Origin of the sequence: Streptomyces sp. NBC_01306, from assembly GCF_026340465.1 — a bacterium.
Taxonomy (GTDB): Bacteria; Actinomycetota; Actinomycetes; order Streptomycetales; family Streptomycetaceae; genus Streptomyces.
This window is the reverse complement of sequence record NZ_JAPEPC010000001.1, coordinates 1557940-1583343: the sequence shown is the minus strand read 5'-3', so window position 1 is coordinate 1583343 and position 25404 is coordinate 1557940. Positions and strand designations below refer to the sequence as shown.

At 68.8% G+C, this 25404-nt stretch carries 19 protein-coding genes and 2 pseudogenes; 17 read left to right on the top strand and 4 right to left on the bottom strand.

The window, feature by feature from the left end; all coding sequences use genetic code 11:
• Nucleotides 1-44: 44 nt before the first annotated feature.
• The 9 genes and pseudogenes from pruA (at nucleotide 45) to OG385_RS06635 (ending at nucleotide 11496) form a co-directional block, all read left to right on the top strand.
• Nucleotides 45-1685, top strand: a complete 1641-nt coding sequence (gene pruA / locus OG385_RS06675) for an L-glutamate gamma-semialdehyde dehydrogenase (RefSeq protein ID WP_266852714.1) — start codon at nucleotides 45-47, stop codon at nucleotides 1683-1685.
• Between the two features lie 244 nt (nucleotides 1686-1929).
• A pseudogene (locus OG385_RS06670) lies at nucleotides 1930-2466 on the top strand (DUF4291 domain-containing protein); the annotation flags it as partial.
• 333 nt (nucleotides 2467-2799) lie between these two features.
• Nucleotides 2800-5382, top strand: coding sequence for an NACHT domain-containing NTPase (locus tag OG385_RS06665; RefSeq protein WP_266852712.1), 2583 nt, complete (start codon nucleotides 2800-2802; stop codon nucleotides 5380-5382).
• A 189-nt stretch (nucleotides 5383-5571) separates the two neighbouring features.
• Nucleotides 5572-6786, top strand: a complete 1215-nt coding sequence (locus OG385_RS06660; RefSeq protein WP_266852710.1) for an LPXTG cell wall anchor domain-containing protein — start codon at nucleotides 5572-5574, stop codon at nucleotides 6784-6786.
• A 246-nt stretch (nucleotides 6787-7032) separates the two neighbouring features.
• Nucleotides 7033-8778: a hypothetical protein gene (locus OG385_RS06655; protein ID WP_266852708.1), complete on the top strand. Its 1746-nt coding sequence runs from the start codon at nucleotides 7033-7035 to the stop codon at nucleotides 8776-8778.
• Complete coding sequence (locus tag OG385_RS06650; protein ID WP_266852705.1) at nucleotides 8778-9362, top strand: hypothetical protein; 585 nt, start codon at nucleotides 8778-8780, stop codon at nucleotides 9360-9362. The genes OG385_RS06655 and OG385_RS06650 overlap by 1 nt, the downstream gene beginning before the upstream one ends.
• 39 nt (nucleotides 9363-9401) lie before the next feature.
• Entirely contained in the window at nucleotides 9402-9725 is a 324-nt protein-coding gene (locus OG385_RS06645) for a hypothetical protein (RefSeq protein WP_266852703.1), read from the top strand.
• A gap of 68 nt (nucleotides 9726-9793) precedes the next feature.
• Nucleotides 9794-10474, top strand: coding sequence for a hypothetical protein (locus OG385_RS06640; RefSeq protein ID WP_266852701.1), 681 nt, complete (start codon nucleotides 9794-9796; stop codon nucleotides 10472-10474).
• Nucleotides 10475-10476: 2 nt separating this feature from the next.
• On the top strand, nucleotides 10477-11496 hold the full coding sequence (locus OG385_RS06635; protein WP_266852699.1) for a hypothetical protein: 1020 nt from the start codon (nucleotides 10477-10479) through the stop codon (nucleotides 11494-11496).
• Between the two features lie 178 nt (nucleotides 11497-11674).
• Here the strand turns inward: OG385_RS06635 and OG385_RS06630 are convergent.
• Nucleotides 11675-11992 (bottom strand): annotated as a pseudogene (locus OG385_RS06630) (PadR family transcriptional regulator); the annotation flags it as partial.
• A gap of 261 nt (nucleotides 11993-12253) precedes the next feature.
• Between OG385_RS06630 and OG385_RS06625 the strand changes: the two are divergent.
• A complete protein-coding gene (locus OG385_RS06625; RefSeq protein WP_203599203.1) occupies nucleotides 12254-12391 on the top strand; it encodes a hypothetical protein in 138 nt (45 codons plus the stop codon).
• Nucleotides 12392-12508: 117 nt separating this feature from the next.
• Here the strand turns inward: OG385_RS06625 and OG385_RS06620 are convergent, their stop codons facing one another.
• Nucleotides 12509-14089, bottom strand: coding sequence for a metallophosphoesterase family protein (locus OG385_RS06620; protein ID WP_266852671.1), 1581 nt, complete (start codon nucleotides 14087-14089; stop codon nucleotides 12509-12511).
• Between the two features lie 129 nt (nucleotides 14090-14218).
• On the opposite strand from OG385_RS06620, the gene OG385_RS06615 reads away from it, so the two are divergent.
• Nucleotides 14219-15259: a 3-isopropylmalate dehydrogenase gene (locus OG385_RS06615; RefSeq protein ID WP_266852669.1), complete on the top strand. Its 1041-nt coding sequence runs from the start codon at nucleotides 14219-14221 to the stop codon at nucleotides 15257-15259.
• A 228-nt stretch (nucleotides 15260-15487) separates the two neighbouring features.
• Nucleotides 15488-16594 (top strand): branched-chain amino acid aminotransferase, encoded by a 1107-nt coding sequence (locus OG385_RS06610; protein WP_266852667.1) that lies wholly within the window; start codon nucleotides 15488-15490, stop codon nucleotides 16592-16594.
• Nucleotides 16595-16721: 127 nt separating this feature from the next.
• On the opposite strand, the gene OG385_RS06605 is transcribed toward OG385_RS06610, so the two are convergent.
• Nucleotides 16722-17933, bottom strand: coding sequence for an amidase (locus tag OG385_RS06605; RefSeq protein WP_266852665.1), 1212 nt, complete (start codon nucleotides 17931-17933; stop codon nucleotides 16722-16724).
• 11 nt (nucleotides 17934-17944) lie between these two features.
• Nucleotides 17945-19393, bottom strand: coding sequence for a cytosine permease (locus tag OG385_RS06600; protein WP_266852663.1), 1449 nt, complete (start codon nucleotides 19391-19393; stop codon nucleotides 17945-17947).
• A 161-nt stretch (nucleotides 19394-19554) separates the two neighbouring features.
• Between OG385_RS06600 and ureA the strand changes: the two genes are divergently transcribed.
• The 5 genes from ureA to OG385_RS06575 all read left to right on the top strand — a co-directional run bounded on the left by ureA (nucleotide 19555) and on the right by OG385_RS06575 (nucleotide 25139).
• Complete coding sequence (gene ureA / locus OG385_RS06595) at nucleotides 19555-20256, top strand: urease subunit gamma (RefSeq protein WP_266852661.1); 702 nt, start codon at nucleotides 19555-19557, stop codon at nucleotides 20254-20256.
• Nucleotides 20249-21913 (top strand): urease subunit alpha, encoded by a 1665-nt coding sequence (locus OG385_RS06590; protein ID WP_266852660.1) that lies wholly within the window; start codon nucleotides 20249-20251, stop codon nucleotides 21911-21913. Before ureA ends, OG385_RS06590 begins: the two co-directional genes overlap by 8 nt.
• A 95-nt stretch (nucleotides 21914-22008) precedes the next feature.
• Nucleotides 22009-23022, top strand: a complete 1014-nt coding sequence (locus tag OG385_RS06585) for an agmatine/peptidylarginine deiminase (RefSeq protein WP_266852658.1) — start codon at nucleotides 22009-22011, stop codon at nucleotides 23020-23022.
• Nucleotides 23023-23098: 76 nt separating this feature from the next.
• A complete protein-coding gene (locus tag OG385_RS06580) occupies nucleotides 23099-23710 on the top strand; it encodes a TetR/AcrR family transcriptional regulator (RefSeq protein ID WP_266852656.1) in 612 nt (203 codons plus the stop codon).
• A 97-nt stretch (nucleotides 23711-23807) separates the two neighbouring features.
• Nucleotides 23808-25139, top strand: a complete 1332-nt coding sequence (locus OG385_RS06575; protein ID WP_266852654.1) for an MFS transporter — start codon at nucleotides 23808-23810, stop codon at nucleotides 25137-25139.
• The last annotated feature ends 265 nt before the right edge of the window (nucleotides 25140-25404 follow it).

Genomic DNA, 25404 nt, shown 5'->3' with positions numbered 1-25404 from the left:
CCCGGCTGACCACCCCACCTCGACATAAAGGAGACAAGGCACTCATGGACGCTGTGACCCAGGTCCCCGCGCCGGTCAACGAGCCGGTCCACTCCTACGCCCCGGGCTCCCCGGAGCGTGCGCGCCTCGAAGCCAAGCTCAAGGAGCTGGCCGAGAACCCGATCGAGCTCACCATGACCATCGGTGGTGCGAAGCGGATGGGCGGCGGCGAGCCGTTCACCGTCGTCCAGCCGCACAACCACCAGTCCGTCATCGGTACCGGTGCGCACGCCACGCAGACCGACGCCCAGGACGCGATCGACGCCGCGTTGGCCGCAGCCCCCGCCTGGCGCGCGATGTCCTTCGACGACCGCGCCGCGATCATCCTGCGCGCAGCCGAGCTGCTCTCCGGCCCGTGGCGCGAGACCATGGCCGCGTCGACCATGCTCGGCCAGGGCAAGACCGCCCAGCAGGCCGAGATCGACACTCCCTGCGAGCTGATCGACTTCTGGCGCTTCAACGTCAAGTACGCCCGTGACCTGATGGCCGAGCAGCCTCCGGCCAACTCCCCGGGCGTCTGGAACCGGATGGACCACCGGCCGCTCGAAGGCTTCGTCTACGCGATCACGCCGTTCAACTTCACGGCCATCGCGGGCAACCTGCCGACCGCCCCGGCCCTGATGGGCAACGTGGTCGTCTGGAAGCCGTCCCCGACGCAGACCCACGCGGCCGTCCTGCTCATGGAGCTCCTCACGGAGGCCGGCCTGCCCAAGGGCGTCATCAACCTGGTGACGGGCGACGGCGTCGCGGTCTCCGAGGTCGCGCTGAACCACCGTGACCTCGCGGGCATCCACTTCACCGGTTCCACCCCCACCTTCCAGTACCTGTGGAAGACGGTCGGCGAGAACATCCACAAGTACCGCACCTACCCGCGCCTGGTGGGCGAGACCGGCGGCAAGGACTTCGTGGTCGCGCACCCCAGCGCCGACCGCGCCGTGCTGAAGACCGCGCTGACCCGCGGCTCGTTCGAGTTCCAGGGCCAGAAGTGCTCGGCCTCCTCGCGTGCGTACATCCCCGCATCGATCTGGAACAGCGGCTTCCGCGAGGAGTTCGCCGCCGAGGTCGACTGGATCACCATGGGTGATGTCACGGACCTGTCGAACTTCATGGGCGCCGTCATCGACGACCGCGCGTTCGCGAAGAACAAGGCCGCGATCGACCGCGCCAAGGCCGACCCGACCTGCACGGTCATCGCGGGCGGCACCTACGACGACTCCGTCGGCTACTTCGTACGGCCCACGGTCATCGAGTGCACCGACCCGGCGAACGAGGTCTTCACGACCGAGTACTTCGGCCCGATCCTCGCCGTGCACGTCTACGACGACAGCCAGGACGGCTCGTACGACGCGATGCTGGAGCAGATGGAGTCGGCTTCCGACTACGCCCTGACCGGCTCGGTCATCGCGTCGGACCGCGCGGCGGCCGCGCACACGATGGAGAAGCTCCGCTACGCGGCGGGCAACTTCTACATCAACGACAAGTCGACCGGCGCCGTGGTCGGCCAGCAGCCCTTCGGCGGCGGCCGTGCCTCGGGCACCTGCGACAAGGCCGGCGCCCCCCAGAACCTCCAGCGGTGGACCCTGACCCGGGCCATCAAGGAGACCCTGGTCCCGCCGACCGAGTACACCTACCCCCACCAGGGCTGATCCCCGGCTCACCCCCTGAGACCCCGCCCCCTCCCGGTCCCCCGCCGCGAGGGGGCGGATCCATGTCGGGCCATGCCGGGCTGTGCTCCCCCGGACCGTTGTGCCGTGCGGGTCGCCGTAATTCCGGTGGCCCGCACGGGCGGTGACGGCGCACCCTTGCCGCATGGCAGAGAAGATCACCGGGCCCGGCACCCACGCACAGCCCGCCACGGACGCACCGCCCGCCACCGAACCGAAGCACCGCATCCGCGCGCTGCACACCGAGTCCACGGTCACCGTCTACCAGGCGTACACCCCGTCCATCGGCCTGCCCGCGGCCCGCGACGGCCGGTTCCCCGCGGCCTGGAAGCGCGACCGGATGACCTGGATCAAGCCCTCGTTCCTGTGGATGATGTACCGCTGCGGCTGGGCGGCGAAGGAGGGCCAGGAGACGGTGCTGGCCGTCGAGATCAGCAGGTCCGGGTTCGACTGGGCGCTGCGGCACGCCTGCCTCTCCTCGTACGAACGGGCCGTCCACGCCGATCAGGCCTCCTGGAAGCGGGAGTTGAAGCGGTCCCCGGCGCGTGTCCAGTGGGACCCGGAACGCGACCTGTGGCTCAGGCCGCAGCCGTACCGCTCGCTGCAGCTCGGTCTCTCCGGTGACGCCGCCCGCCGGTACGCCGACGAGTGGACCGTGTCGATCACCGATGTGACCCCGCTGGTCCACCGGATCCATGCGCTGGTCCAGGCCGGTGACGAGACGGGAGCGGCGGCGCTGCTGCCCGGCGAGCGGCCGTATCCGGTGCACGGCGGGCTGCTCTCGGCCGTGCTTCCCCGCGATACCGACCGCGATACCGACCGCGATACCGACTGCGATACCGACTGCGGTACCGACCGCGGTACCGACCGCGGTACGGACGGGCCCGGCGGTGCGGGTGGTACGGGCAGCGGGGGTGGTACGGGTGCCATCGGCGGCCCCCGTGCGGAAGCCCGGCCATCCCCAACAGGGGGCGTACGGTGAACCGTTCGGGGGGCGCGCGACGTCCTTCGTACGGGGCGCGCGCCCGCCGTACCCGGGCGCCGGGCCCTCTCGCCGGCCGGCCTGCCGGCGCACCGCAGTCAGGGGGAGAACGCCGTGGATCCCGCAACACTCGCCACTAAACTTGCCTCAAGCGTCGTCGTGCCACTGGTGAAGAAGCTGTTCGTCCAGGAGGGGCCGGGCGCGGGGGTGGTCGACCGTCCCGTACGGATATCCGGTCTGGTCTCGTTCCGGGGCGAGAAGCGGACGCTCGACGAACAGGACCTCGCCGGACTCGCGGAGACCCTGGTCGGACGGGCACTGCGGTCCGCCGCACCGGGGGAGCGGCCCATCGGCGCGGACGAGGAGCAGGCGGTCGCCGACGCGGTCTCCCGGACGCTGGGCGCGCTGGGCGCGATCGAGATCGACGATCTCCAGGCGGTACGGCTGGGCACCAGCGAGTTCGCGGGCCTGCTCTGCGCCGCCGAACCCGGGGCCGACCGCCAGCTGTCCGCCGACGGAGCGCGCTTCCACGCGGCGCTGGTCGAGACGGCCTGTCTGCACATTCTGCACTTCTTCACCCAGCGCTCCACCTTCGTCGCGTCGACCCTCGTGGAGCAGACCCGCCAACTCGCCCTGCTGAGCGAGCAGATGGACACGCTGGCCCGGCGGTTTCCCGAGCAGACCGGCGAGGACGCCGCGTTCGAGGAGCGGTACGCGCGGGACATCATCGCGGGCCACAACCACCTCACCATCTTCGGGATCGAGCTCGCCCACTCGCCGGACAGCTGGCCGCTGGACACCGCCTACCTCAGCCTGGAGGCGGAGTTCGGCGTCACCGGGGCGGCGCCGCCGCAGCCCGCGCTCCCGGCCGAACAGGCGCTCTCCGGCCGGGACCGGGTGCTGCTGCGCGGGGTTGCCGGTTCCGGGAAGACGACGCTGGTGCAGTGGCTCGCGGTGGCGATCGCGCGCGGCACCCTGCCCGCGAAGCTGGACGGGCTGCGTGGCCGGGTGCCCTTCGTGCTGCCCGTACGGCGGTTCGGCGAGGGCGGATTCCCGGTACCCGACGACTTCCTGTCCGCCGCCCGCTACCCCCGCGCCGGCTCCCAGCCGACGGGCTGGGCCGACCGTGTCATGTCCGACGGGCGGGCGCTGCTGCTGGTCGACGGCATAGACGAGTCGTCCGAGGCGGACCGCGAGCAGCTCCGCCACGAACTGCGCCGGCTGCTCGCCCTCTACCCCGGCAACGTCTGGCTGCTGACCTCGCGGCCCTCCGCCGTACGGGAGAACTGGCTGGCCTCAGAGGGCTTCACCGAGCTGATGCTCTCGCCGCTCAGCCGCGAGGGCGTCGCCGCGTTCATCCAGCGCTGGCACCGGGCCGCGCGGGAGGGGGCCACCGATCTCGACCGGCTCGAACACTACGAGCAGACCCTCCTGGGAGCGGTCCGGCTCAACCGCGATCTGGGCCGGCTCGCCACCAACCCGCTGATGTGCGGACTGATTTGCGCCCTGCACCGGGACCGCCGCGGCTATCTGCCGCGCGGCCGCAAGGCGCTGTACGACGCCGCACTGTCCATGCTGCTCGAACGGCGCGACCGCGAACGCGACATGCACCCCACCGACGGCATCGACCTCACCCAGGAACCGAAGGTCCAGCTCCTCCAGAAGCTCGCCCACTGGATGCTCGTCAACGGCCGTTCGGAGATGGACCGTTCGGTCGCGGTGGACACTCTCGCCCAGTATCTGCCGTCCATCCCCCACGCGGCGGAGCAGGGCGGCCCCGAGGAGATCTACCGCCATCTCCTCAACCGGACGGGCCTGCTGCGCGAGCCCACGCACGGCTCGGTGGACTTCGTGCACCGGACCTTCCAGGACTATCTGAGCGCCCGCGCCGCCGTGGAACGGCACGATTTCGACTTCCTGATCAACCACGCTCACCAGGACGACTGGGAGGAGGTGATCCGGATGGCGGTGGCCCTGGCCAGGCCCGACGAGTGCGCGTACCTGCTGGACGGACTGGTCGCCGCACGCAAGGGCGCGCGCCCGGTGGAGTCCCGGCACCGCAAACTGCTCGCCGCGGCCAGCCTCGAACACGCGACGGAACTCGATCCCGCCGTACGGGCCAGGGTCCACCGCTACACCCGGGACCTGGCCAGGCCGACCACGCTCGAAGGGGCCCGCGCGCTCGGCTGGATCGGCCCGATCGTCCTGGAGATGCTGCCGGACCCCGCCACGGTCTCCGACGAGGAGGCGCACCGGCTCGCGGTCACCGCCACATCGGTGGCCGACGACCGGGCGATCGGGTATCTGGTCCGTATGCGGGACCGCTCGTCCTGGGCCGTGCGCTCCCAGCTGGCGGGTGCCTGGCGGCGCTATGACACCGACACCTACGCGGACGAGATCATCGCCCATCTCGGCGAGGACGGACTGGACTTCCCCGTGTCGGACATCTCCGAGCTGCACGCGCTGCGCCGGCTGGGCGGACGGTCGCGGGTGCAGATCTCCGGGATGTTCACACCGGACCAGCTGCTCGACGGGATCGTCGCCGAACGGCTCACCAGGCTGTGGCTCGCGTACGACCTGGGGGTGGGCCTCACCTGGCTGAGCGCCTTCCCGCACCTCACGACGCTCCAGGTGAGCAGCGGGGTGGTGCGCACCCTGGGCGGGGTACCGGAGGGCATCGAGATCGTCCCGGTGTGAGCCGGTGTGAGCCCCTGTGAGCCCGTGAGGGCGGGCAGGGTGCGCGAGTGATGAGGATGTGCCGGATTGGTGACGGTCCGGTGGATGCGGGCAACTTCATTCGTCATTCGAGCATCCAAGGGCTGATACGCGTTCTGGAACCCATACAGGAGAATCACCTTGCGCCACCGCATCAGCTCCGTGTCCGCCGTGGCTGCAGCCCTGCTCACCGTAGCCCTCGCACCAGCCGTCCAGGCACATGCCGACGACGCGGACGCCCCGGCTCTCGTGGTGTCCGAGCTGTCCAGCGATCCGTGGAAGCCGGGCGAGGTCCGGACGGACTCCCTGACCTTCACCAACCAGGGCAAAGCAGCCGCCGACGGCGTCACGGTGCGGCTGCGGATCACGCGCGGCCTGGCCTTCCCCGGTCACGTCGCCGGCTGTACGTACTCCACCGACAGCGACCAGGTGTCCGTGGCGCTCTGCCACTTCGACAAGGTCCTCGCACCCGGTCAGCACTTCACCACGCCCATCAACTTCAAGGTGCTGCCGAAGGCGCTGATGGAGAACGTGGAGTACGGCACGGGCACCACAGGCGGCGACCCGGCGTCAGGGTCGACCGCCCTCAGCTACCGCTCGCTGGCCGTCACCGCGGACAGCACGGCCGACCTCGCCGCGGTCGGTGACACCGCGAAGGGCAAGCCGGGCGACCAGGTCACGGTCACCGCCGGCCTGCGCAACGACGGCCCGGGCTGGATCGACAACAACACCAGCGACGACCAGCCGGCGGTGATGGTCGACATCCCCAAGGGCACGACGGCCGTCGAGGTCCCGAAGGACTGCCAGCCGTTCGCGATCGACGGCCCGAGCGGACCTTCCGCGCCAGGCAAGCGGAAGTACGTCTGCCTGCCGCCCGACCACATATACGAGGTGGGCTCGCTCCACGCGTACAAGTTCGTGCTGAAGATCGAGAAGGGCGCGAAGGACACGTCGAGCGAGGTCAAGGCCACCTCGGCGTACGGCATCCACCCGGTCTTCGACAAGAACCCCGCCAACGACAAGGCGAAGCTCGTCATCGACGTCACGGGCTCTGGCTCCGGTTCCGGTTCGGGTACGGGTTCGGGCTCGTCGGGCGGCTCCAACGGCGGTTCCTCGACGGGCGGTTCGACCACGGGCACGACCGGCGGTCCGAGCACCGGGGGCACGGGGACGTCGGGCGGCGCCCACACCCAGTCCACCGGCGGCACGGGCACCGCGTCCACGACGGGTGCCGCATCCACGACGGGCGGCGACGCGACGGGCACGATGGCGTCGACCGGCGCCGGCAACACCCCGCTGATCACGGCAGCGGGGGCGGCCGCGGTGGCACTGGGCGGCGGCCTGGTATTCGCTCTGCGCCGCAGGAACGGCGCCAAGGTGCGGTAGGCCCGTAGGGCAGGGTCCTGAAGAGCCTTCGAGGGTGCGCCCCGGATTTGCTCCGACATCTATGCGAAGTCGGGGCGAGCCGGGGCGTTCTGGTATGCGGGCCGGTGGGCGTGAACAGCGTTGGCACTGGCGAAACCATGGACACGACAGATAGCGTCATGAGGTCCGAGGGGGATGCTCTGCCATGCTCGCAGCTTCCGCCTCGTCCACCTTCACTTGCTTGATCACCGATACTGGGGGATGTAGATGGATCCGGATGCCGGTAAGGATTTCCAAGGCATCAACCCCGACAAACTCGGCGATCTCATCAAGTCGGTCAACACCAACTCGGGTGACGGTGCAGCGGCGGGCCAGCCGCACATCAACAGCTGGATGAGCCACGCGCGTCGCCTCCAGATGGACACGTCCCGCCTGACGAAGATGACCGGTCACCTCACCTGGGCGCACGGCCAACTGCCCATGCTCCGGCGTCGCCACAGTCTGGCAATGGACGAGGAGAAGGTGGACAAGGACGCGGGGCTGGGCGGGGGGATGGTCACAGCCGGAGCGGGCGAACTGGGCAAGTACAAGACGCAGGCTGCCGCCCAGAAAGCCGCGAAGAAGGACGCCAAGGCGTACAAAGACGGCGACATGGACCTTGATGAGTACATGAAGATGCTTGCGGCCAACGAGACGGACCCGGACTACTGCAAGGCCGCGATGGCTGAACTCGGCGACACCGCGCTCTATCAGCTCCAGGACGGCCCGGCGATGTACGACCCGGGTAACCCGGACGCCGGGATATCCGTCCTTGCCACGACGGTGGCCACGGCCATGCGGAACGGGACCACGTTCAAGGACGAGAACGGCAACGAGGACCTCCAGCACCTTTCGGGCCTGGTCGGACATGCCAGTTTCCCGTCGGACGTGGTGGCGAACCTGGGCAAGCAGTGCCTCGCACCGGGCAACTACATGTACGGCGAGAAGGTCTGGGACGCGATGGGCAACGACCCGGCGGCTTCCACTAAGTTCCTGCACGACAACATGGCTGTGATTCCGGCCTGGATGAAGGACGACTCGGACCATCACGGGGGGTTGCCGGACTACCAGGCGAAGGCGTTTGCCGGAGTCATCAGGGCGGGGACGCTTGACGGCCCGGGTGCGGACGCGAACGTCGCGGCCGACAATTCGGAGAGATTGATCAACTACTACGCCAACCACTCGGACGAGCACACTCACTCGGAGATCCAGAAAGCGTTCGGCGACATCGTCACGTATCACTGGGACGACGTTCAGAGCATCCTGACGGATCCTGCCCCGGCTGACCCCGGTTCGGGGCATGTCTCAGTGAGCGAGGACAATCTTCGGGCGTTCATCGACGAGGCCATGCGAAATCCGGACGCCACCACCACGATGATGGCCATGAGTAGTCAGCAGGGTCAGGACATATTGGACAACAATCCGGGCAACGCGCAGGCGACTCGGGCCAAGGGAATGCTCGATGGAATATTCGGCGCTGAGGCGAAGAAAGTGTTTGGCCAGATGCAGGCCGAGGATTCAGCCAAGGCCGACAAATGGAACTCTACAGTCCAGGGTCAGCTGACGGCTGTGACCGGTGCGGGAATCGAGGTCGCATTCGCACCGAATGAGGCTGCTGCGAATATTTCCAAGGCGGCTGTCAACTATGCGCTGTCAGTGTTCATTGGAAATGTGGATCCGGCTGAGGCGGACAAGAAGAAGGACAAGGCCCCGTACAAGGGGTGGCGTGATGAGTATTCTGCGGCAGTAAAGACAGAGTTCAAGAAGAATCACAACCTGGGGAACCCTGGACAGTACGCGGATCAGTACTGTGACGGAAAGAAATTCCTTGATGATTCTGGAGGTCTAGTGGCCGGCGCATCCGCAGAGCAGAAGTTGGCCTACAACGCTTGGCTCAACGACAAGAGTGTCGCCAATGCGTCCGAAGAAACCTACAGTCAACTTGAGTTGGCTCGCCTCACCGGAGCGTCGTGATGATGAAGCGGACTGGCCTTCTCTGTGTTTCGATTGCTGCACTCGCCTCGGTCCTCAGCGCGTGTGGTGGAGATGGGGCGAACGCTGCGGACGGAAAGAAAGATGCGGAGCGGGCGCGCCGTCCGGTGGCTGAGTCCTACTGGAAGATCTACCGCGCCATTGGCGAAGAGGGGATGACGGCATCTGGTCGATTCACCGAATGCACCGGTGGTGATGTTGATAAATCGGCCATGTATGAAATCTACTCCCCTCTCACCGAAGGGGCGCAGAAGGTAAGTGATGCGGAATTTTTGGCTTCACTGAAAAATAAACTGAGCGGCGCAGGTTGGAATCTTCGCGCGTCAGGTAAGAATGCCTATTCCGCCAAGGCGCACGATGTGACGCTCGTGCTCGTGTTTCTTCAGCGGGAGGCTGGCCAAGGGCCGCGGTTCTCGCTGTGGACTCGGAGCGCATGCACGCCGGTGGGGAATGCGAAGAAGGAGCTCCTTCGTGACTATGGCAGTCAATCGAGCGACAAGTATGACCCGAAGGATGGTTCCGCTTCCCCAGTTCCTACTGGCTTTCCTGATCCGGATGCCCCGTAGTGGGCCGGTACACACCGCGACACGCCTAAGGATGACTTGGTGACTGATAAATCGAAGAAGGTCCCCAGCCCCATCTGGCAGGAGCTGGACGCTCTCTGCAAGGAGGTGTCCAAGAACATCGCCTCTGTCGCAGACGCCCTCAAGGTGGCTGACAAGCAGATGGCCAGTGGCAAGGGCGAGGTCTGGGTCGGGAAGAACGCCCGGGCCTGGGGGAGTGATCTGCACGGTGCCAACACCGATCTGTCCAAGCAGGCGCATGGCTTCCTCGCGGATGTGCAGCGCGAGCGCGCCGCTCACCCCAAGGAGGTCACGGAGGCCGAGGCCGACACCGAGCGGCGGATTCTCGCCGGGCGGATGGGCTGAACGTCTGTGTGGCCGGTGCTAGTACGATCCCCTGACTCAAAGAACCCTCGCCTCACCGGGAGTTACCAGTGAACCGCAGTCGTGCCCTGCCCGCCGCCGTGTCCTTCGCGGCGGCTGCTGCCCTGTTGCTGACCGGCTGCGGAGGTGGGGACAAGGGCTCGGGCAACGACAAGATCGCGGGCGCGGATGGCGGGGGAGCGAAGAAGACCGCGGCGCCGAGCAAGCCTGCGCCGAGCAAGGCGCCCGGTATCGACCGGCCGGTGATGAAATTTCCGTCAGATGTCAGCCTCGTCTTCGACAAGGCAAGTCTGCCGAACGCGGACCAGGCAGCAGCGCTGGGTGATGCCGAAAACTTCGTTCGCGCGGTTATCTACGGAGTGACGAAGCATGATGTCGATAACTCCGCCTACAAATTCTATTCGGAATTCCAAAGCCCTGCGCAGCAGTACGCGAAGGAGCAGATCCAAAAGAACATCGACGCGGGGCTGACCGCAACGGGAGTAAGTCGTTACACCGGCGCCAAGGTTCAAATGGTAAAGGGAACGAAGAGTGCTGTGGTTACATTTTGCAGCAACGACAGTAAGTTTTATAGCAAGGAAATCAAGAGCGCGAAGGTCCACAAGACCGAGGAGAGCTTGAGTGACTACGCTTTCTGGCAGGTCGGGATGATGCCATCAACGGCCACCAAGGGCCTCTGGAGGGCCAGTGAAATCAAGGTGCAGGGGGAGGCGGCGCAGTGCAGGGGCTGAGGATGCGCAAGCCGCTCGTGGTGTCGGTGGTGTGCTTCTCGGCGCTACTGCTGACAAGCGATCCTGCAATGGCTGGGCTGGGACCCGGGCGGGCTACCACGAACTCCAAATCCACCACGGGTCCCAACCGGACCATCGCCGCCCAGGCATCCATCAAGTACCACTCGTCCGGCAATGGCGGAGGCCATTCCGGCCCGTTGGCTTCCACCGACTCCAACTGGACCCCGCCCGCGTGCTGGTACGCCCCGGAGTGGTCCGCCACTGAATTTCAGCAGTTCCGGCAGGGCGTCTATGTCTCGGCCGTTCATGACCCGGACCTCCCCAATGATGTCCGGGGGGAAATCTCTGACCAGAACCAGAAATACGCCGGCGACAACTACAACATTGACAAGGAGAAAGAGGGGATGTGGTGGGGTCCCCAGTTCAACGACGACGCCTCACTTGCCGACCAGATGAAGTGCGACAAGGACCCCTTCTGGGTCAAGAAGGGTGAGACTCCCGACGTCCCGGAGGCCATCAAACCCGAGACGCTCGCCGGACTCGCCTACCAGCAGATGCAGGTCCCGGGGACCAAGGTCAGTCTCGCTCCGGCCGGTGCCAGTAAGGTCAATCTGCCGACCTGGGCATGGCTGGACAAGGCCGATTTCAAACCCATTTCGGTCACCGCCTCACTCGACGTCGGCGGCTTCCACGCCGAGGCGACGACGACGGCCACGGCGGACTCGCTCAGCCTGGACCCCGGCACCGACGACGCACAGGTGCTCCCCGAGTCCGGTCGGTGCGCCATCAACGGCGACGGTTCCATCGGCGAACCGTATGCGCGAGGGAAGGGAAACCAGACTCCGCCCTGTGGCGTCGTCTACCAGCGCTCTTCCGGCGACGGCACCTTCGATCTGCGGTCCACCGCCACCTGGAAGATCAGCTGGACAGGAACCGGGGGCGCGGGAGGCGACCTTCCCGATGGTGAGTACGGCGATGACCAGCCCGTCACCGTTCAGGAGATTCAGGCCGTCAACCGCTGACCCTCCTCCCGTACCGGGATAGCCCGAGAGGTCCGCGACGGTGGCCGCCACTCCTCTCCGGGCCTGTCGCGCGAGCGCGGCGGTGAGTTCGTCGGAATACCCCGTCTTGGCATGTCCCCTGTTCATGGCATGCCCCCGGTTCCCCCGGTTCCCCCGGTTCCCCCGGTTCCCCCGGATACAGCGTGCTCTTCACAGCCGCGTGGAACTCCGGCCAGGAGGCGCTCTGTTCGGCGAGCGCCTTTCGGCCCGCTCCGGTCAGGCGGTGGTAGCGCCGGCCCGGCCCCCGCTCCGTGGCACGGAACTCCCCGGTGGCGAGACCGGCCTCCTCCAGTCTGTTCAGTACCGGATAGAGCGTCCCGCCCTTGATCTCGCCTAGTCCGGCGGCGGCGAGCGCCCTGGCGATCTCGTATCCGTAACTCTCGCCGCCGGTGAGGCAGGAGAGGACGAGGAGGTCCAGGACGCCCTTGAGCCAGCTGGATCTGCGGTCTGCGGCCATACCGGCAGTGGACCACTGCCCAGGTAGGGGTGCGGTCCAGGTGGGGAAGCCGATTCATGATCGCGTCTCAGATAGTAGGAAGTCCGAGTAATTGTGCAGACAGGACAGCGCGGCTCCTTTAGCTTGAGAGGAGCCGAACGTCTCGCTCGACCCAGCGACTGGCGGTCGTGAGCAGCGCCTGAAGCAGGTAACCCCTGCGGCGCCGGCTCCCCGCCTCCTCCGGCGCATCGATATCCCCCTTGCTTCAAGGAGTCGATCCCCATGGCCGAGACGACAGTCCGCCGCGTCCGTCACACCGCCCGCGCAGCACGTTCGGGCGAGTCCGACCGCAAGAACGCGGCAGCCGCCCTCCAGCGCGCACTCGACCGCCGTGACAACGGCGGCTCCACCGGGCACTGATCCGCCCGCCCTGATCGCTTCGCACACGCGCAACCGCCCCGCGCCGTACGGCACAGGGCGGTCGTGAAGCGGTGGTAGAGGTGGAAGAGATATCAGGTCACGGCCGGTGGCTCGGGGTCAGCGGCCGCGGCGGATCTCGAAGTGGTCGATGCGCTCGCCCGATTCGGCGAGCGCGCTGACCTTCAGCGCCGCCTGCGGGCCTGCCGTCACCTCCACCGCGAGGAACGAGTAGCCGGTGTACCGCACCCGCGACCACTCCACCGTCTCGGGCGCCTTCGCGCCGCCCTTGACCCAGTGGTAGGTGGGCACGCTCTCCTGCTCGTGGAGGTGTCCCTCGTAGCTGTCGGGCGCCGGGAAGTCGTAAAGCGACTTGCCCGCACCGCCCGCCGTCACATACACGATGCCGTCCCGCGTCGGGTCCGTCCGCTCACCGATCGGGACCTTGCGCGCGACCTTGTTCCGCAGGATCGCGTCCGTGCGCTCGTACACGTGGTTGTGGCCGTTGACGACCAGGTCCACCTGGTGCTTCTCGAAGAGCGGCACCCACTCCTCGCGCACCCCGCCCTCCGACGCGTGCGAGTTCGTCGTCGAGAACGCGCAGTGGTGGAAGAAGATCACGACGAAGTCGACGTCGCGGTTCGCGCGCAGCTCGCCCAGGCGCCGGTCGAGCCAGCGGGTCTGCTTGCCGCCGCTGATGCCGAAGTTGGCGGGGATCTCGTACGAGACGTCGTTGGCGTCCAGCGCCACGACCCCGACGTTGCCGTGCACGAACGAGTACACCCCGGGCTGGTTGACCGGGTCGGGGCCGTTGTCCGGCAGCGTCCAGCGGGCGTTCTGGCCGCCGTAGCCGTCGGGGGAGTACCAGGCCTCCATGTCGTGGTTGCCGGTGGTCACCATCCACGGCACCGTCTTCGCGACGGTCTCCGTCTGCGCCAGGAACTGGTCCCAGGTGCGCGCGTCGTACGTGTCCGTCTCCTGGCCCGAGCCCGACGGGTCCGCGTAGCAGATGTCACCCGCGTGCAGGTGGAACGCCGGGTTCTGGCCCAGGATCAGCTGGTCGTTGCCGAGTGCGTGGTAGCTGACGCCCTGGTCGCCGAAGGCCGTGAAGGTGAAGGACTCGGCGCGCGACGGCGCGGTGCGGAAGGTGCCGAGCGTGCCCACGTTGCGGTGGTCGGCCGGGTCGAACCCGTCGTGCCCGACGCCGTAGTAGTACGTCGTCCCCGCCCGCAGCCGGTCGAGTCCGGTGTGCACGTAGAACTGCTCGGCGGCGGCGATTTTGCCGCCGTTCAGGCTGGGCGTCGTCAGATGCCGTACCTCGGCGCTGATCTTCCGGCTCAGGTCCGACGGCGAGGTGCCGATCCGGATGTACGGCCGCTTCACCGCGAACGGGACCTGCCAGGAGACCCGCATCTGCGTCCTGGGGTCGGCGCCGTAGGCGAGGTGCCTGCCGAACGGCGCGACCAGCGAACCGTCGACGGCCGGCGTCGAGTGGGCGGGGCGGTGCGCGGGCGCGGGCGCGGCGTACGCGGACTGCGTGCCCAGCGCGGTGCCGGCTCCGGCTACGGTGACCGCGGCACCCGCCGCGGTCGTACGGAGCACCCCGCGACGGCTGAGCCGGGTGCGAAGGTACTCGTGCTGCTCGGCCATGCTCATCCGGCCGGCGAGCTTCTCGGGGATACCGAAGCGAGGTGTGTCCATGGCCGACAAGGTGCCCGGTCGGCCTGACGCGCTCCTGCCGTACGGGTGAACGGCGCCCGTACAGCAGATCACATGTCCGGATAGTGGACACCACATGTCATCCCCTGGGACGCGCAGTAGGGTGCCGTCATGTCTCGCAGCCTCAATCTCGCAGTGATCCCCGGTGACGGCATCGGCCAGGAAGTCGTGGCCCAGGGCCTCAAGGTCCTGAATGCGGTCCTTCCTCAGGATGTGAAGCTGGAGACCGAGGAGTACGACCTCGGCGCCCAGCGCTGGCACCGCACCGGTGAGACCCTCCCGGACGCCGAACTGGAGTCGCTCAAGCAGCACGACGCGATCCTGCTCGGCGCGATCGGTGACCCCTCGGTGCCGTCGGGCGTCCTGGAGCGCGGTCTGCTGCTCAAGCTCCGCTTCGCCTTCGACCACTTCGTCAACCTCCGCCCCTCGAAGCTGTTCCCGAACACGGCCACCCCGCTCGCCGGCCGCCCGGACATCGACTTCATCGTCGTCCGTGAGGGCACCGAGGGTCCGTACACCGGCAACGGCGGCAGCCTCCGCACCGGCACTCCCGCCGAGATCGCGACCGAGGTCAGCGTGAACACGGCGTACGGTGTCGAGCGGGTCGTCCGTGACGCGTTCGCCCGGGCCCAGGCGCGCCCGCGCAAGAAGCTGACGCTGGTGCACAAGAACAACGTCCTCGTCTACGCCGGCCACATGTGGAAGAACATCTTCGACAAGGTGGGCCAGGAGTTTCCGGACGTCACCACCGACTACCTGCACGTCGACGCCGCGACGATCTTCTTCGTCACGCAGCCCGAGCGCTTCGACGTCATCGTCACCGACAACCTCTTCGGCGACATCCTGACCGACCTCGCCGCTGCCGTGACCGGCGGCATCGGCCTGGCGGCCTCCGGCAACATCAACCCGACGGGCACCTTCCCGTCGATGTTCGAGCCGGTGCACGGTTCGGCGCCCGACATCGCGGGCACCGGCAAGGCCGACCCGACGGCCACGATCCTCTCCGTCGCGCTCCTGCTGCGCCACCTCGGCCACGAGTCCGAGGCCGCCCGCATCGAGGACGCGGTCTCCGCGGACCTCGCGGAGCGCGGTACGGAGTCGCGTACGACCGACCAGATCGGTGACGCGCTCGCGGTACGAGTAGCGGGCTGACCCGTCGACTGATACACCACAGCCGCCGGGTCTCCCAGACACCCGGCGGCTGTGTTTTGCGGTCCCCGGGTGCGACCATCGAATCCTGGACCGCATTCATGCCTTTCATCCGCGGCCACCCACGAGCGATAATCGGACGTGGGGCCGCGGTATGTGGGGAAGCTCGGACGTCCTAGTAGTGGCGTGAGCGCGGTCCGTCACAAACAACCGGTGAAGGACATACCACTCATGACGACGCTCCCGATCGAGCTCAAGCCCTCTTCCAACCCGTTGTCCGACGCGGAGCGGGAGGCGCTGCTGGCCCATCCCGGATTCGGCCGCCATTTCACCGACCACATGGTGACCATCAAGTGGACGGAAGGGCGCGGCTGGCACGACGCGCAGCTCGTTCCGTACGCGCCGCTCTCCCTGGACCCGGCGAACATGACCCTGCACTACGGTCAGGAGATCTTCGAGGGGCTCAAGGCGTACCGCCAGCCCGACGGATCGGTCGCTACCTTCCGCCCGGAGGCCAACGCCAAGCGCTTCCAGCTCTCCGCCCGCCGCCTCGCCATGGCCGAGCTGCCGGTCGAGACCTTCCTCGACGCATGTGACGCGCTGGTCCAGCAGGACAAGGCATGGGTTCCGGCGCACGGCGGTGAGGAGTCCCTCTACCTGCGTCCGTTCATGATCGCCACTGAGGTCGGTCTGGGTGTGAAGCCCGCCAACGAGTACCTCTTCATCGTGATCGCCTCGCCGGCCGGCGCCTACTTCGAGGGCGGCGTCAAGCCGGTCTCGATCTGGCTGTCCGAGGACCGGGTGCGCGCCGTGCCCGGCGGCATGGGCGAGGCCAAGACCGGCGGAAACTACGCCGCGTCCCTGCTGGCCCAGGCCGAGGCCGCCGCCCGGGGCTGCGACCAGGTCGCCTACCTCGACGCCGTCGAGCACAAGTGGGTCGAGGAGCTGGGCGGCATGAACCTGTGCTTCGTGTACGGGGGCGGGGACGGCCGCAAGCCGAAGATCGTCACGCCGAAGCTCACCGGTTCTCTCCTTGCGGGTGTCACCCGCGACTCGCTGCTCTCCGTCGCCCGCGACCTCGGCTACGAAGCGGAGGAGAGCCGGGTCTCCATCGACCAGTGGCGCCGTGACACGGAGAACGGCTCGCTCACCGAGGTCTTCGCCTGCGGCACGGCGGCGATCATCACACCCGTCGGCACGGTGAAGTCGGCCGACGGCGAGTGGAAGCAGGGGAACGGTACGCCCGGCGAGGTCACGCTGGCGCTTCGGGCCGCGCTGCTGGACATCCAGCGGGGGATCGGCGAGGACAAGCACGGGTGGATGCACCCGCTGGGCTGACCGGCCCGGCTGTCCTCCCGGGGCTCCGCCCCGGACCCCGCTCCTCAAACTCCCCCAGCTCCGCTGGGAGGTGCCCCCGGAGGGGCTTGAAAGCAGAACAAGCCCCTCCGGCGACCGACGGCTGAGGTCACCCCTCGCCGAGCGCCGCTTCGATCAACGCGCCCCAGGCCAGCACCCGTTCGTCGTCCCCCGCCGCTCCCACGCACTGGAGCCCCAGCGGCAGCCCGTTCCCCGCGTGTCCCGCCGGGAGCGTCAGGGACGGCAGTCCCGCGTTGCTCCAGGGGAGGCACATGACGGAGCTGCCCGTCGTGGTCAGCCCCACGGGGGCCGGGCCGGTCGCCGACGGTGTGATCCACAGGTCGGTGCCGGCCATCGCCGCCGCCATCCGGTCCCGGAACGCGACCCGCTCCCGCTGTGCCCGGACGTACTCCACCTCCGTGATGCCCTGGCCCTCCCGGATCGCCCGCACCGTCTCGGGCCGGTAGAGCGCGCCGTACTCGGCGAACCACTCGGCATGAGTGCGGGCCACCTCGTAACGGTTCATCGTGAAGAGCTGGGCCCTGACCTGCTCGAAGTCGGCCATCACCGGGATGCGCCGCACGGTGAACCCGGCCGCGAGCAGCCGCTCCACCCGGGTCGCGAAGACATCGAGTGCCTCCGGTTCCGCGCACTCCAGATACGGGCCTTCGGGGACCGCGAGCACCGGCAGGCCGGGCGGCCTGTGGTCCGCGCCCGTGGGCGGCTCGTACGGGTGCCAGTTGTCGCAGACCGCCGCGAGCGCGGGCACCAGCCCTGCCACGTCCGCCGCGAAGAGGCCGAGGGTGTCGAAGCTCGGGGCGTTCGGGATGACGCCGTCCACCGGGATGCGCCCGTACGTCGGTTTGAAGGCGGCCACCCCGCAGTAGGCCGCCGGGCGGATCATCGAGCCGACCGTCTGGGTGCCCACGGCCAGCGGGACCATCCCGGCCGCGACCGCCGCCGCCGAGCCGCTGCTCGATCCGCCGGGTGTGTGCGCGAGGTTGCGCGGGTTACGGGTCGGTCCCGGGGCCAGGACCGCGAACTCGGCCGTCACGGTCTTGCCCGCGATCACCGCTCCCGCCGCGCGCAGCCGGTCGACAACGGTGGCCTGCCGCCCGGCCAGGGCTTCGGGCGGGAGGGCCGAACCCGCCCCGGTGGGCAGGGTGTCGACGTGGATGATGTCCTTGATGCCGACCGGGACGCCGAAGAGGGGCGGCCGGTGCGCGGGGTCGGGCCAGCGGGCTGTGACTGCCGCCGTCTCGGCCGCGATACGTGCGGTGCGGCCCGGTTCGGGGACGAAAGCCTGTATCTCACGCTCCATGAGCCATGACGCTACAACTCCGCGAGCGCTCCGGCAGTGGTCTCGGAAGGGTCCGCCGGGGCCGCCGCCGGACTGCCGGCCGTGGCGGTGCGCCGGGTGAGGGCGGCGTAGACCAGCCCGCCGATCGCACCGGAGAAGAGGAAGCTGCAGTCCACCCCGCCGGTGAGGTGCAGCAGGGGGCCCTCGTAGAACGGTGTGGAGACCGCGCACAGGCCCACGGCCGCGCCGGCCGCCCAGGCCACCGACGCCCGGACGTTCCAGCCGGAGCGGTACCAGTAGACCCCGCCCCTGGACCGGCGGTTGAAGACCTGGAGGGCCTCCGAGTCGTACTGGCCGCGGCACCGGACGTAGCCGATGACGGTGATCACGGCCCAGGGCGTGCCGATCGCCGTGAGCAGCAGTACGAACGAGGTCATCGCCGACTGGGCGTTCCAGGCGAAGTGGCCGACGAAGACGAAGAGGGTGGCGACACCGGCCACCACCAGGGTCGCCCGCGCACGGGTGGCGCGCGGCAGGATCGCGTCCAGGTCCAGGCCCATCGAGTACAGCATGAGACCGGCGTTGCCGACCGACCCCGCGGACGCCGCGAGCAGCAGCGGGATCAGGTACCAGCCGGGCGACGCGGTGACGAGCGGCCCCGCGAAGTCGACGGCCGAGCGGGCGGCGAGTGCGGTGTACGTGCCGAAGAGCTGGGGGACGAGCAGCCCGAGTATCAGGCCGAAACAGGTGGCGGTCAGGACGGCGCGCGAGGTGTGGCGGCGTGGCGAGACATAGCGGGTGTAGTCGCCGAGCAGGGTGATGAAGGCGATGGGGCCGCTGAGCCCGGCGGCGACGGCCGAGAGGAACCAGGTGGGCCAGAAGGAGCCGAGCAGATACCCGGTGTGGGGGGCGGCCGCGGTGGTGAAGTGGGGGGCGTACGCGAAGAGCCCCAGCACCAGCAGGAGCGTCATACCGATGGCGAGCGCCTTGCTGAGGCGCAGCAGGATCCGGTACCCGTACACCGCGCCGGTGACGGTGAGGGCGGCGAGCAGCGCGTAGACGATGGCGTGCATCAGGCCGTTGTCCGGCAGCCCGGTCAGCCGGGACAGGGTCCCGATCATCACGTCGCCGCCGGTCCAGAGAGTCAGCGACGTATAACCGAGCGAGAGCAGCAGGCCGACGATCGAGCCGATGAGCCGGCCGCGTACGCCGAACTGGGCGCCGCTCGATGTGGAGAGATTGGTGCCGGTCCGCAGGGAGACCAGGGCGAGCGGTGCGGTGAGGAGCGTTCCGACGATGGTGCCGGAGACGACGGAGGTGACGGCCGGCCACAGGCCGAGGCCGAAGGAGACCGGCAACCACCCGAAGATGATCACTCCCAGGCAGAGGTTGGACCCCAGCAGGATGCTGATGAGATCGCGCGGGCCGCTGGTTCGCTCCGCGTCCGGGATGGTGTCGACTCCGCGCTGTTCGATCGGCACGAGGTACCTCTCCGCTCGTCTGTTTGAGTGCCGCTCAATCTGATGCCTTCCGGTTTGGCATGTCAATGGTTTCTGTTCTTTCTATAACCGTTGTTTGAAGTTAGAGTGACGTTCTAAACAATGATCAATGTTCACTGGACGATCGATGGAAGCGAGTGGGCGTGAGACTGACCCCGACAGAGCGCGACCGGCTGCTGCTGTTCGGCGCCGCGGAACTGGCGCGGGCGCGCCGGGCACGCGGGCTGCTGCTCAATGTCCCCGAGGCGACCGCGCTGATCGCCGACACCGTCTGTGAGGCGGCCCGTGACGGGCGGCGCCTCGCCGAGGCGATCGAGGCGGCGCGCGCGGTGCTCGGCCCCGGCGATGTGCTGCCCGGTGTCGCCGATGTCGTCGCCGAGGTGAACGTCGAGGCCGTCTTCGACGACGGATCGCGGCTCGCCGTGGTGACCGACCCCATCGGCGGCGGCTCGCTCGGCGATGACGCGCCCGGCGCCGTGCTGTCCGGGCCGGGCTACCAGGACCCCGTCCCCGAGGTGACGCTGACCGTGCACAACACCGCGTCCGTGCCGGTCAGCGTCACCTCGCACTTCCACTTCTTCGAGGCCAACCCCCGGCTGGACTTCGACCGCGCCGCCGCCTACGGAATGCGGCTGTGCGTACCCGCGGGTTCGTCCGTGCGGTTCGGACCCGGCGAGAGCGCCGATGTGGAGCTGATCGCGATCGGCGGCGACCGGATCGCGATCGGGTTCGCGGGTCTCGTCGACGGGCCGCTGGACGCGGACGGTGCGAAGGAAGAGGCCCTGCGCCGCGCGGTGGCCTGCGGATATCTGGGAGCCGGACGACTGGAGCCGAACGATGAGTGAGTACGCAGCCGTGCACGGACCCCGCGCCGGAGACCGGGTCCGCCTCGGTGACTCCGGGCTGACCGTCCGTGTCGAGTCCGATGCCCAGCGGCCCGGCGACGAGTTCCTGGCCGGATTCGGCAAGACCGCCCGCGACGGACTGCACCTCAAGGCCGCCGCCGTACGCGACACCTGCGACGTCGTGATCAGCAATGTGCTGGTGATCGACGCGGTGCAGGGCATCCGCAAGGTGTCCATCGGTATCCGGGAGGGCCGGATCGCGGCGATCGGCCGGGCCGGCAACCCCGACACCCTCGACGGGGTCGACGTCGTCGTCGGCACCGGCACCTCGATCGTCTCGGGCGAGGGGCTGATCGCCACCGCCGGAGCCGTCGACGCGCACGTCCATCTGCTCTCACCGCGCATCATGGAGGCCTCGCTCGCCTCCGGCGTGACGACCATCATCGGCCAGGAGTTCGGCCCGGTCTGGGGCGTCGGCGTCAACTCGCCCTGGGCGCTGCGCCACGCCTTCAACGCCTTCGACGCCTGGCCGGTCAACATCGGCTTCCTGGCGCGCGGTTCGTCGTCCGACCGGGCCCCGCTGGTGGAGGCGCTCGCCGAGGGCGGCGCGTCCGGCTTCAAGGTGCACGAGGACATGGGCGCGCACACCCGCGCCCTGGACACCGCGCTGCGTGTCGCGGAGGAGTACGACGTCCAGGTCGCCCTGCACAGTGACGGACTGAACGAGTGCCTGTCCGTCGAGGACACCCTGAGCGTTCTGGACGGCCGTACGATCCACGCGTTCCACATCGAGGGGTGCGGCGGCGGCCATGTGCCGAACGTGCTGAAGATGGCCGGGGTCCCCAACGTCATCGGCTCGTCCACCAACCCGACGCTGCCGTTCGGCCGGGACGCGGTCGCCGAGCACTACGGGATGATCGTCTCCGTACACGACCTGAAGACCGATCTCCCGGGCGACGCGGCCATGGCCCGCGACCGGATCAGGGCCGGGACGATGGGCGCCGAGGACGTCCTGCACGACCTGGGCGCGATCGGGATCACCTCGTCCGACGCGCAGGGCATGGGGCGCGCGGGCGAGACCGTGCGCCGGACCTTCGCGATGGCCGGGAAGATGAAGGCCGAGCGCGGCGCGGAGGGCGACGACGACAACGCCCGTGTCCTACGGTACATGGCGAAGCTGACCATCAACCCGGCCATCGCACACGGTCTCGCCCACGAGATCGGCTCCATCGAGACCGGCAAGCTCGCGGACATCGTGCTGTGGCGGCCCGACTCCTTCGGCGCGAAGCCGCAGCTCGTCCTCAAGTCGGGCTTCCCGGCGTACGGCGTGACCGGCGACCCGAACGCCGCCACCGACACCTGCCAGCCCCTGATCCTCGGACCGCAGTTCGGCTCCTACGGGGCGACGGCTGCGGACCTCGGCGTGGCCTTCGTGGCGCAGGCTGCCATAGACCTGGGCAGCGACCACATGCCGACCCGCCGCCGGCGCGTCGCCGTGCGGGGCACCCGGGGCATCGGTCCGGCCGACCTGCGTCTCAACTCCCGTACGGGACAGGTGGATGTGAACCAGCGCACGGGTCTCGTCACGCTCGACGGCGACCCGCTGGAGTCGGAGGCCGCGGAGTCGGTCTCGCTCAACCGTCTGTACTTCCTCTGATCCCCGCCTTCCCTGATCCGCCGCTTTCTCCGAACCGCAGCTTGTCACCGCACAGCCTTCAATCCGCGTCAGACCGATCCACCGGAGGACCCGCCATGTTCCGTATGCCGCCCGAGTGGGCCCCGCACGAGCGCACCTGGATGGCCTGGCCCGGCCCCAACCCCACCTTCGACGACGAGGTGGGCCTGGCGCAGGCGCGCGAGGCGTGGGCCGCCGTGGCGCGGGCGGTCCGCCGCTTCGAGCCGGTGACCATGGTGACCGGCCCCGGCCAGTCCGCGGACGCCCGTGCGCTGCTCGGCCCGGACATCGAGCTGGTGGAGCGCGACCTGGACGACGCCTGGATGCGCGACATCGGCCCGACCTTCGTCACCGACGGCGACCGGCTGGCCGCGGTGGACTGGACGTTCAACGGCTGGGGCGCCCAGTCCTGGGCCCGCTGGGGGCACGACTCCAAGATCGGCGCCTACGTCTCCGACCTGGCCGGGGCGCAGACCCTCGCCTCGGAGCTGGTCAACGAGGGCGGCGCGATCCATGTCGACGGCGAGGGCACGGTCCTGCTCACCGAGACCGTCCAGCTCGGCCCGGAGCGCAACCCCGACTGGACCCGCGAACAGGTCGAGGCCGAGATCCACGCCCGGCTCGGCACCACCAAGGCGATCTGGCTGCCGCGCGGACTCAGCGGCGACTACGGCGAGTTCGGGACCCGGGGACATGTCGACATCGTGGCCGCGTTCGCGCGGCCCGGTGTGATCGTGGCCCACACCCAGCCCGACCCCGCCCACCCCGACCACGAGCTGTGCAAGGGGATCGTGGCGCAGCTCCGTGCGGAGACCGACGCGAAGGGCCGCCCGCTGGAGGTGGTGGAGGTCCCGGCCCCGACCGTCCTGAAGGCCGACGAGGAGTGGGTCGACTACTCGTACATCAACCACTACCTCTGCAACGGCGGAGTGGTGCTCTGCTCGTTCGGTGATCCCCGGGACAAGGAGGCGGCCGCGGTCTTCCAGGAGCTCTTCCCGGACCGGACCGTCGTACAGGTCGACGCCCGGACGATCTTCGCCGGTGGCGGCGGCATCCACTGCATCACCCAGCAGCAGCCGCTGGTCGGCTAGGTCCGGGGCAGGAGGCTCAGCAGTGGACAAGGACGGGCCCGTGGCGGCCGCCGGCGCATCCCATATTCTGGGCGGCATGAACGAACCGGCGGCCCGCGCGCGCAAGAACGCCCCGCCTCGCGAGAGCCTGCTGGCCGCGGCCATGGCCAGCATCGCCACCGGTGGCCTGGAGAAGCTCACCATGGCGGGGCTCGGCCGCGAGGTCGGGATGAGCAGCGGGCACCTCCTGTACTACTTCCGCTCCAAGGACGAGCTCCTCCTCCAGACCCTCGAATGGAGCGAGGAGCTGCTCGGCATGGACCGCCGGGCGGCGCTCGCCCAGCAGGTACCGGTCCGCGTACGGCTCGACGCCTACATCGACCTGTACGTCCCCGCGGGCCCCCGTGATCCGCACTGGTCGCTCTGGCTCGAACTGTGGAACCGGGCACACGGCGTCGACGACGACACCCGTGCCCGGCTGCTCGACATCGAGCTGTCCTGGCACCGCGATCTGGTCGCCCTGCTGGTCGAGGGGGCGTCGCGCGGTGAGCTGCGGGCGGTCGACTCCGAGCGGTTCGCGACCCGGATACGGGCGCTGCTCGACGGCTTCAGCACCCATGTCGCGATGGCACTCCCCGGTTCGGGAAGGCCCCAAGTCCTGGCCCACGTCAGCGACTTCATCGACGAGGCGCTCGCCCTGCGGATGTGAACGGGCCGTTCGGGGAACGCAACGCACACAAGTACGCGTGATCGTTGCGTGCTGCCCTCTTGTGGGCCGTCAGGCGCCTGCGCCACCGTGAATCCCCATGGGACGAGAGCAGTGGAAGAAAGTCTGGGTCGGTTCGGCCGGCAACATGGTCGAGTGGTTCGACTGGTTCGTGTACGCCACCTTCGCGGTGTACTTCGCCGACGCGTTCTTCCCGAAGGGGAACGAGACCGCGAACCTCATGAACACCATGGGGATCTTCGCCGTCGGGTTCTTCATGCGACCCGTCGGCGGCTGGCTGCTCGGCCGGATCGGTGACCGCAAGGGCCGCAAGGCCGCGCTGACCCTCACCGTCACCCTGATGTCGCTGTCGGCGATCCTCATCGCGGTCGCCCCCACCTACGGGGTCGCCGGGTACGGCGGGGTCGCCGTCCTGCTGGTCGCCCGGCTGCTCCAGGGGCTCTCCGTCGGAGGTGAGTACGCGGCCAGCGCCACCTACCTCACCGAGGCCTCCGCCCCCGGCAGGCGCGGATTCGCCTCCAGCTTCCAGTACGTGTCGATGACCGCGGGCCAACTCGTCGGCCTGGGGCTGCAGATCGTCCTCCAGCGCACCCTGTCCGAGGACGCGCTGCACAGCTGGGGCTGGCGCATCCCGTTCATCGTGGGTGCTGTCGGCGCGGCCGTCGTCTTCTATCTGCGGCGCTCGCTCCTGGAGACCGAGGTGTACGCGGAGTCCGGGGCGGCGGCGGACGAGAGCCGGGGCACGCTCAAGGCGCTCTGGGCGCACCGCCGGGAGGCGGTACTGGTCATGGCGCTCACGATGGGCGGCACCGTCGCGTACTACACGTACACGACCTACCTCACCAAGTTCCTCTCCTCCAGCGCGGGAATGCCGAAGCCGACCGCCTCGCTGGTCAGCTTCTGCGCGCTGTTCGTCTTCATGTGTATCCAGCCGCTGGCGGGCCTCCTCTCGGACCGGATCGGCCGCCGCCCGCTCCTGATCACCTTCGCGGTCGGCTCGACGTTCCTGACCGTGCCGATCATGACGATGCTCAAGCACGCGGGCACGTTCTGGCCGGCCTTCGGCCTGGCGCTGCTCGCGCTGCTCATCGTCACCGGCTACACGTCGATCAACGCGTGTGTGAAGGCGGAACTCTTCCCGACCGGGATCCGCGCGCTGGGGGTCGCCCTGCCGTACGCGGTGGCCAACGCGCTCTTCGGGGGGACCGCGGAGTATGTGGCGCTCTGGTTCAAGAAGGCCGGGGCCGAGTCGGGCTTCTACTGGTACGTGGCCGGGTGCGCGGCCGTCTCACTGGTGGTGTATCTCACGATGCGGGAGACCCGCGACATCGATCTGAACCGGACCACCGTCCCGGGCGCGGTCGGCCGTGCCCCGGAAAACCTGGGAAAGACAAGCCCTTCCGCCCTATGAGCCCCTACTGAGCCCGGCCGGTGCGCCCGGATCCGCGGGCGCGGTCCACGCCGCGCCCGCCCAGGAGCTTGACCGCATCGTGAGATTCCCTCTACGGGGAGTGGACGGTGTGGCAGACTGCGACCGTGTCCTCGTTCGCCATGATTATCGGCAGCAGGCGCGCCGGTCCGCAGTGACCGCACCCGTACCAACCCGTACGGCGCGGCCACCGTGCCCCAGACCCGCGCGCTAACCCTTCGCACCCGCGAAGGGTTTTTTCGTTTCC

Excerpts from the sequence above, each read along its gene's own strand:
- OG385_RS06625 (WP_203599203.1), top strand. The coding sequence starts at position 12,254 with ATGGCCGAGACGACAGTCCGCCGCGTCCGTCACACCGCCCGCGCAGCA.
- OG385_RS06590 (WP_266852660.1), top strand. The coding sequence starts at position 20,249 with ATGAGTGAGTACGCAGCCGTGCACGGACCCCGCGCCGGAGACCGGGTC.
- pruA (WP_266852714.1), top strand. The coding sequence starts at position 45 with ATGGACGCTGTGACCCAGGTCCCCGCGCCGGTCAACGAGCCGGTCCAC.
- OG385_RS06605 (WP_266852665.1), bottom strand. The coding sequence starts at position 17,933 with ATGGAGCGTGAGATACAGGCTTTCGTCCCCGAACCGGGCCGCACCGCA.
- OG385_RS06635 (WP_266852699.1), top strand. The coding sequence starts at position 10,477 with ATGCGCAAGCCGCTCGTGGTGTCGGTGGTGTGCTTCTCGGCGCTACTG.
- OG385_RS06655 (WP_266852708.1), top strand. The coding sequence starts at position 7,033 with ATGGATCCGGATGCCGGTAAGGATTTCCAAGGCATCAACCCCGACAAA.
- OG385_RS06650 (WP_266852705.1), top strand. The coding sequence starts at position 8,778 with ATGATGAAGCGGACTGGCCTTCTCTGTGTTTCGATTGCTGCACTCGCC.
- OG385_RS06575 (WP_266852654.1), top strand. The coding sequence starts at position 23,808 with ATGGGACGAGAGCAGTGGAAGAAAGTCTGGGTCGGTTCGGCCGGCAAC.
- OG385_RS06580 (WP_266852656.1), top strand. The coding sequence starts at position 23,099 with ATGAACGAACCGGCGGCCCGCGCGCGCAAGAACGCCCCGCCTCGCGAG.
- OG385_RS06620 (WP_266852671.1), bottom strand. The coding sequence starts at position 14,089 with ATGGACACACCTCGCTTCGGTATCCCCGAGAAGCTCGCCGGCCGGATG.
- OG385_RS06615 (WP_266852669.1), top strand. The coding sequence starts at position 14,219 with ATGTCTCGCAGCCTCAATCTCGCAGTGATCCCCGGTGACGGCATCGGC.
- OG385_RS06610 (WP_266852667.1), top strand. The coding sequence starts at position 15,488 with ATGACGACGCTCCCGATCGAGCTCAAGCCCTCTTCCAACCCGTTGTCC.
- OG385_RS06585 (WP_266852658.1), top strand. The coding sequence starts at position 22,009 with ATGTTCCGTATGCCGCCCGAGTGGGCCCCGCACGAGCGCACCTGGATG.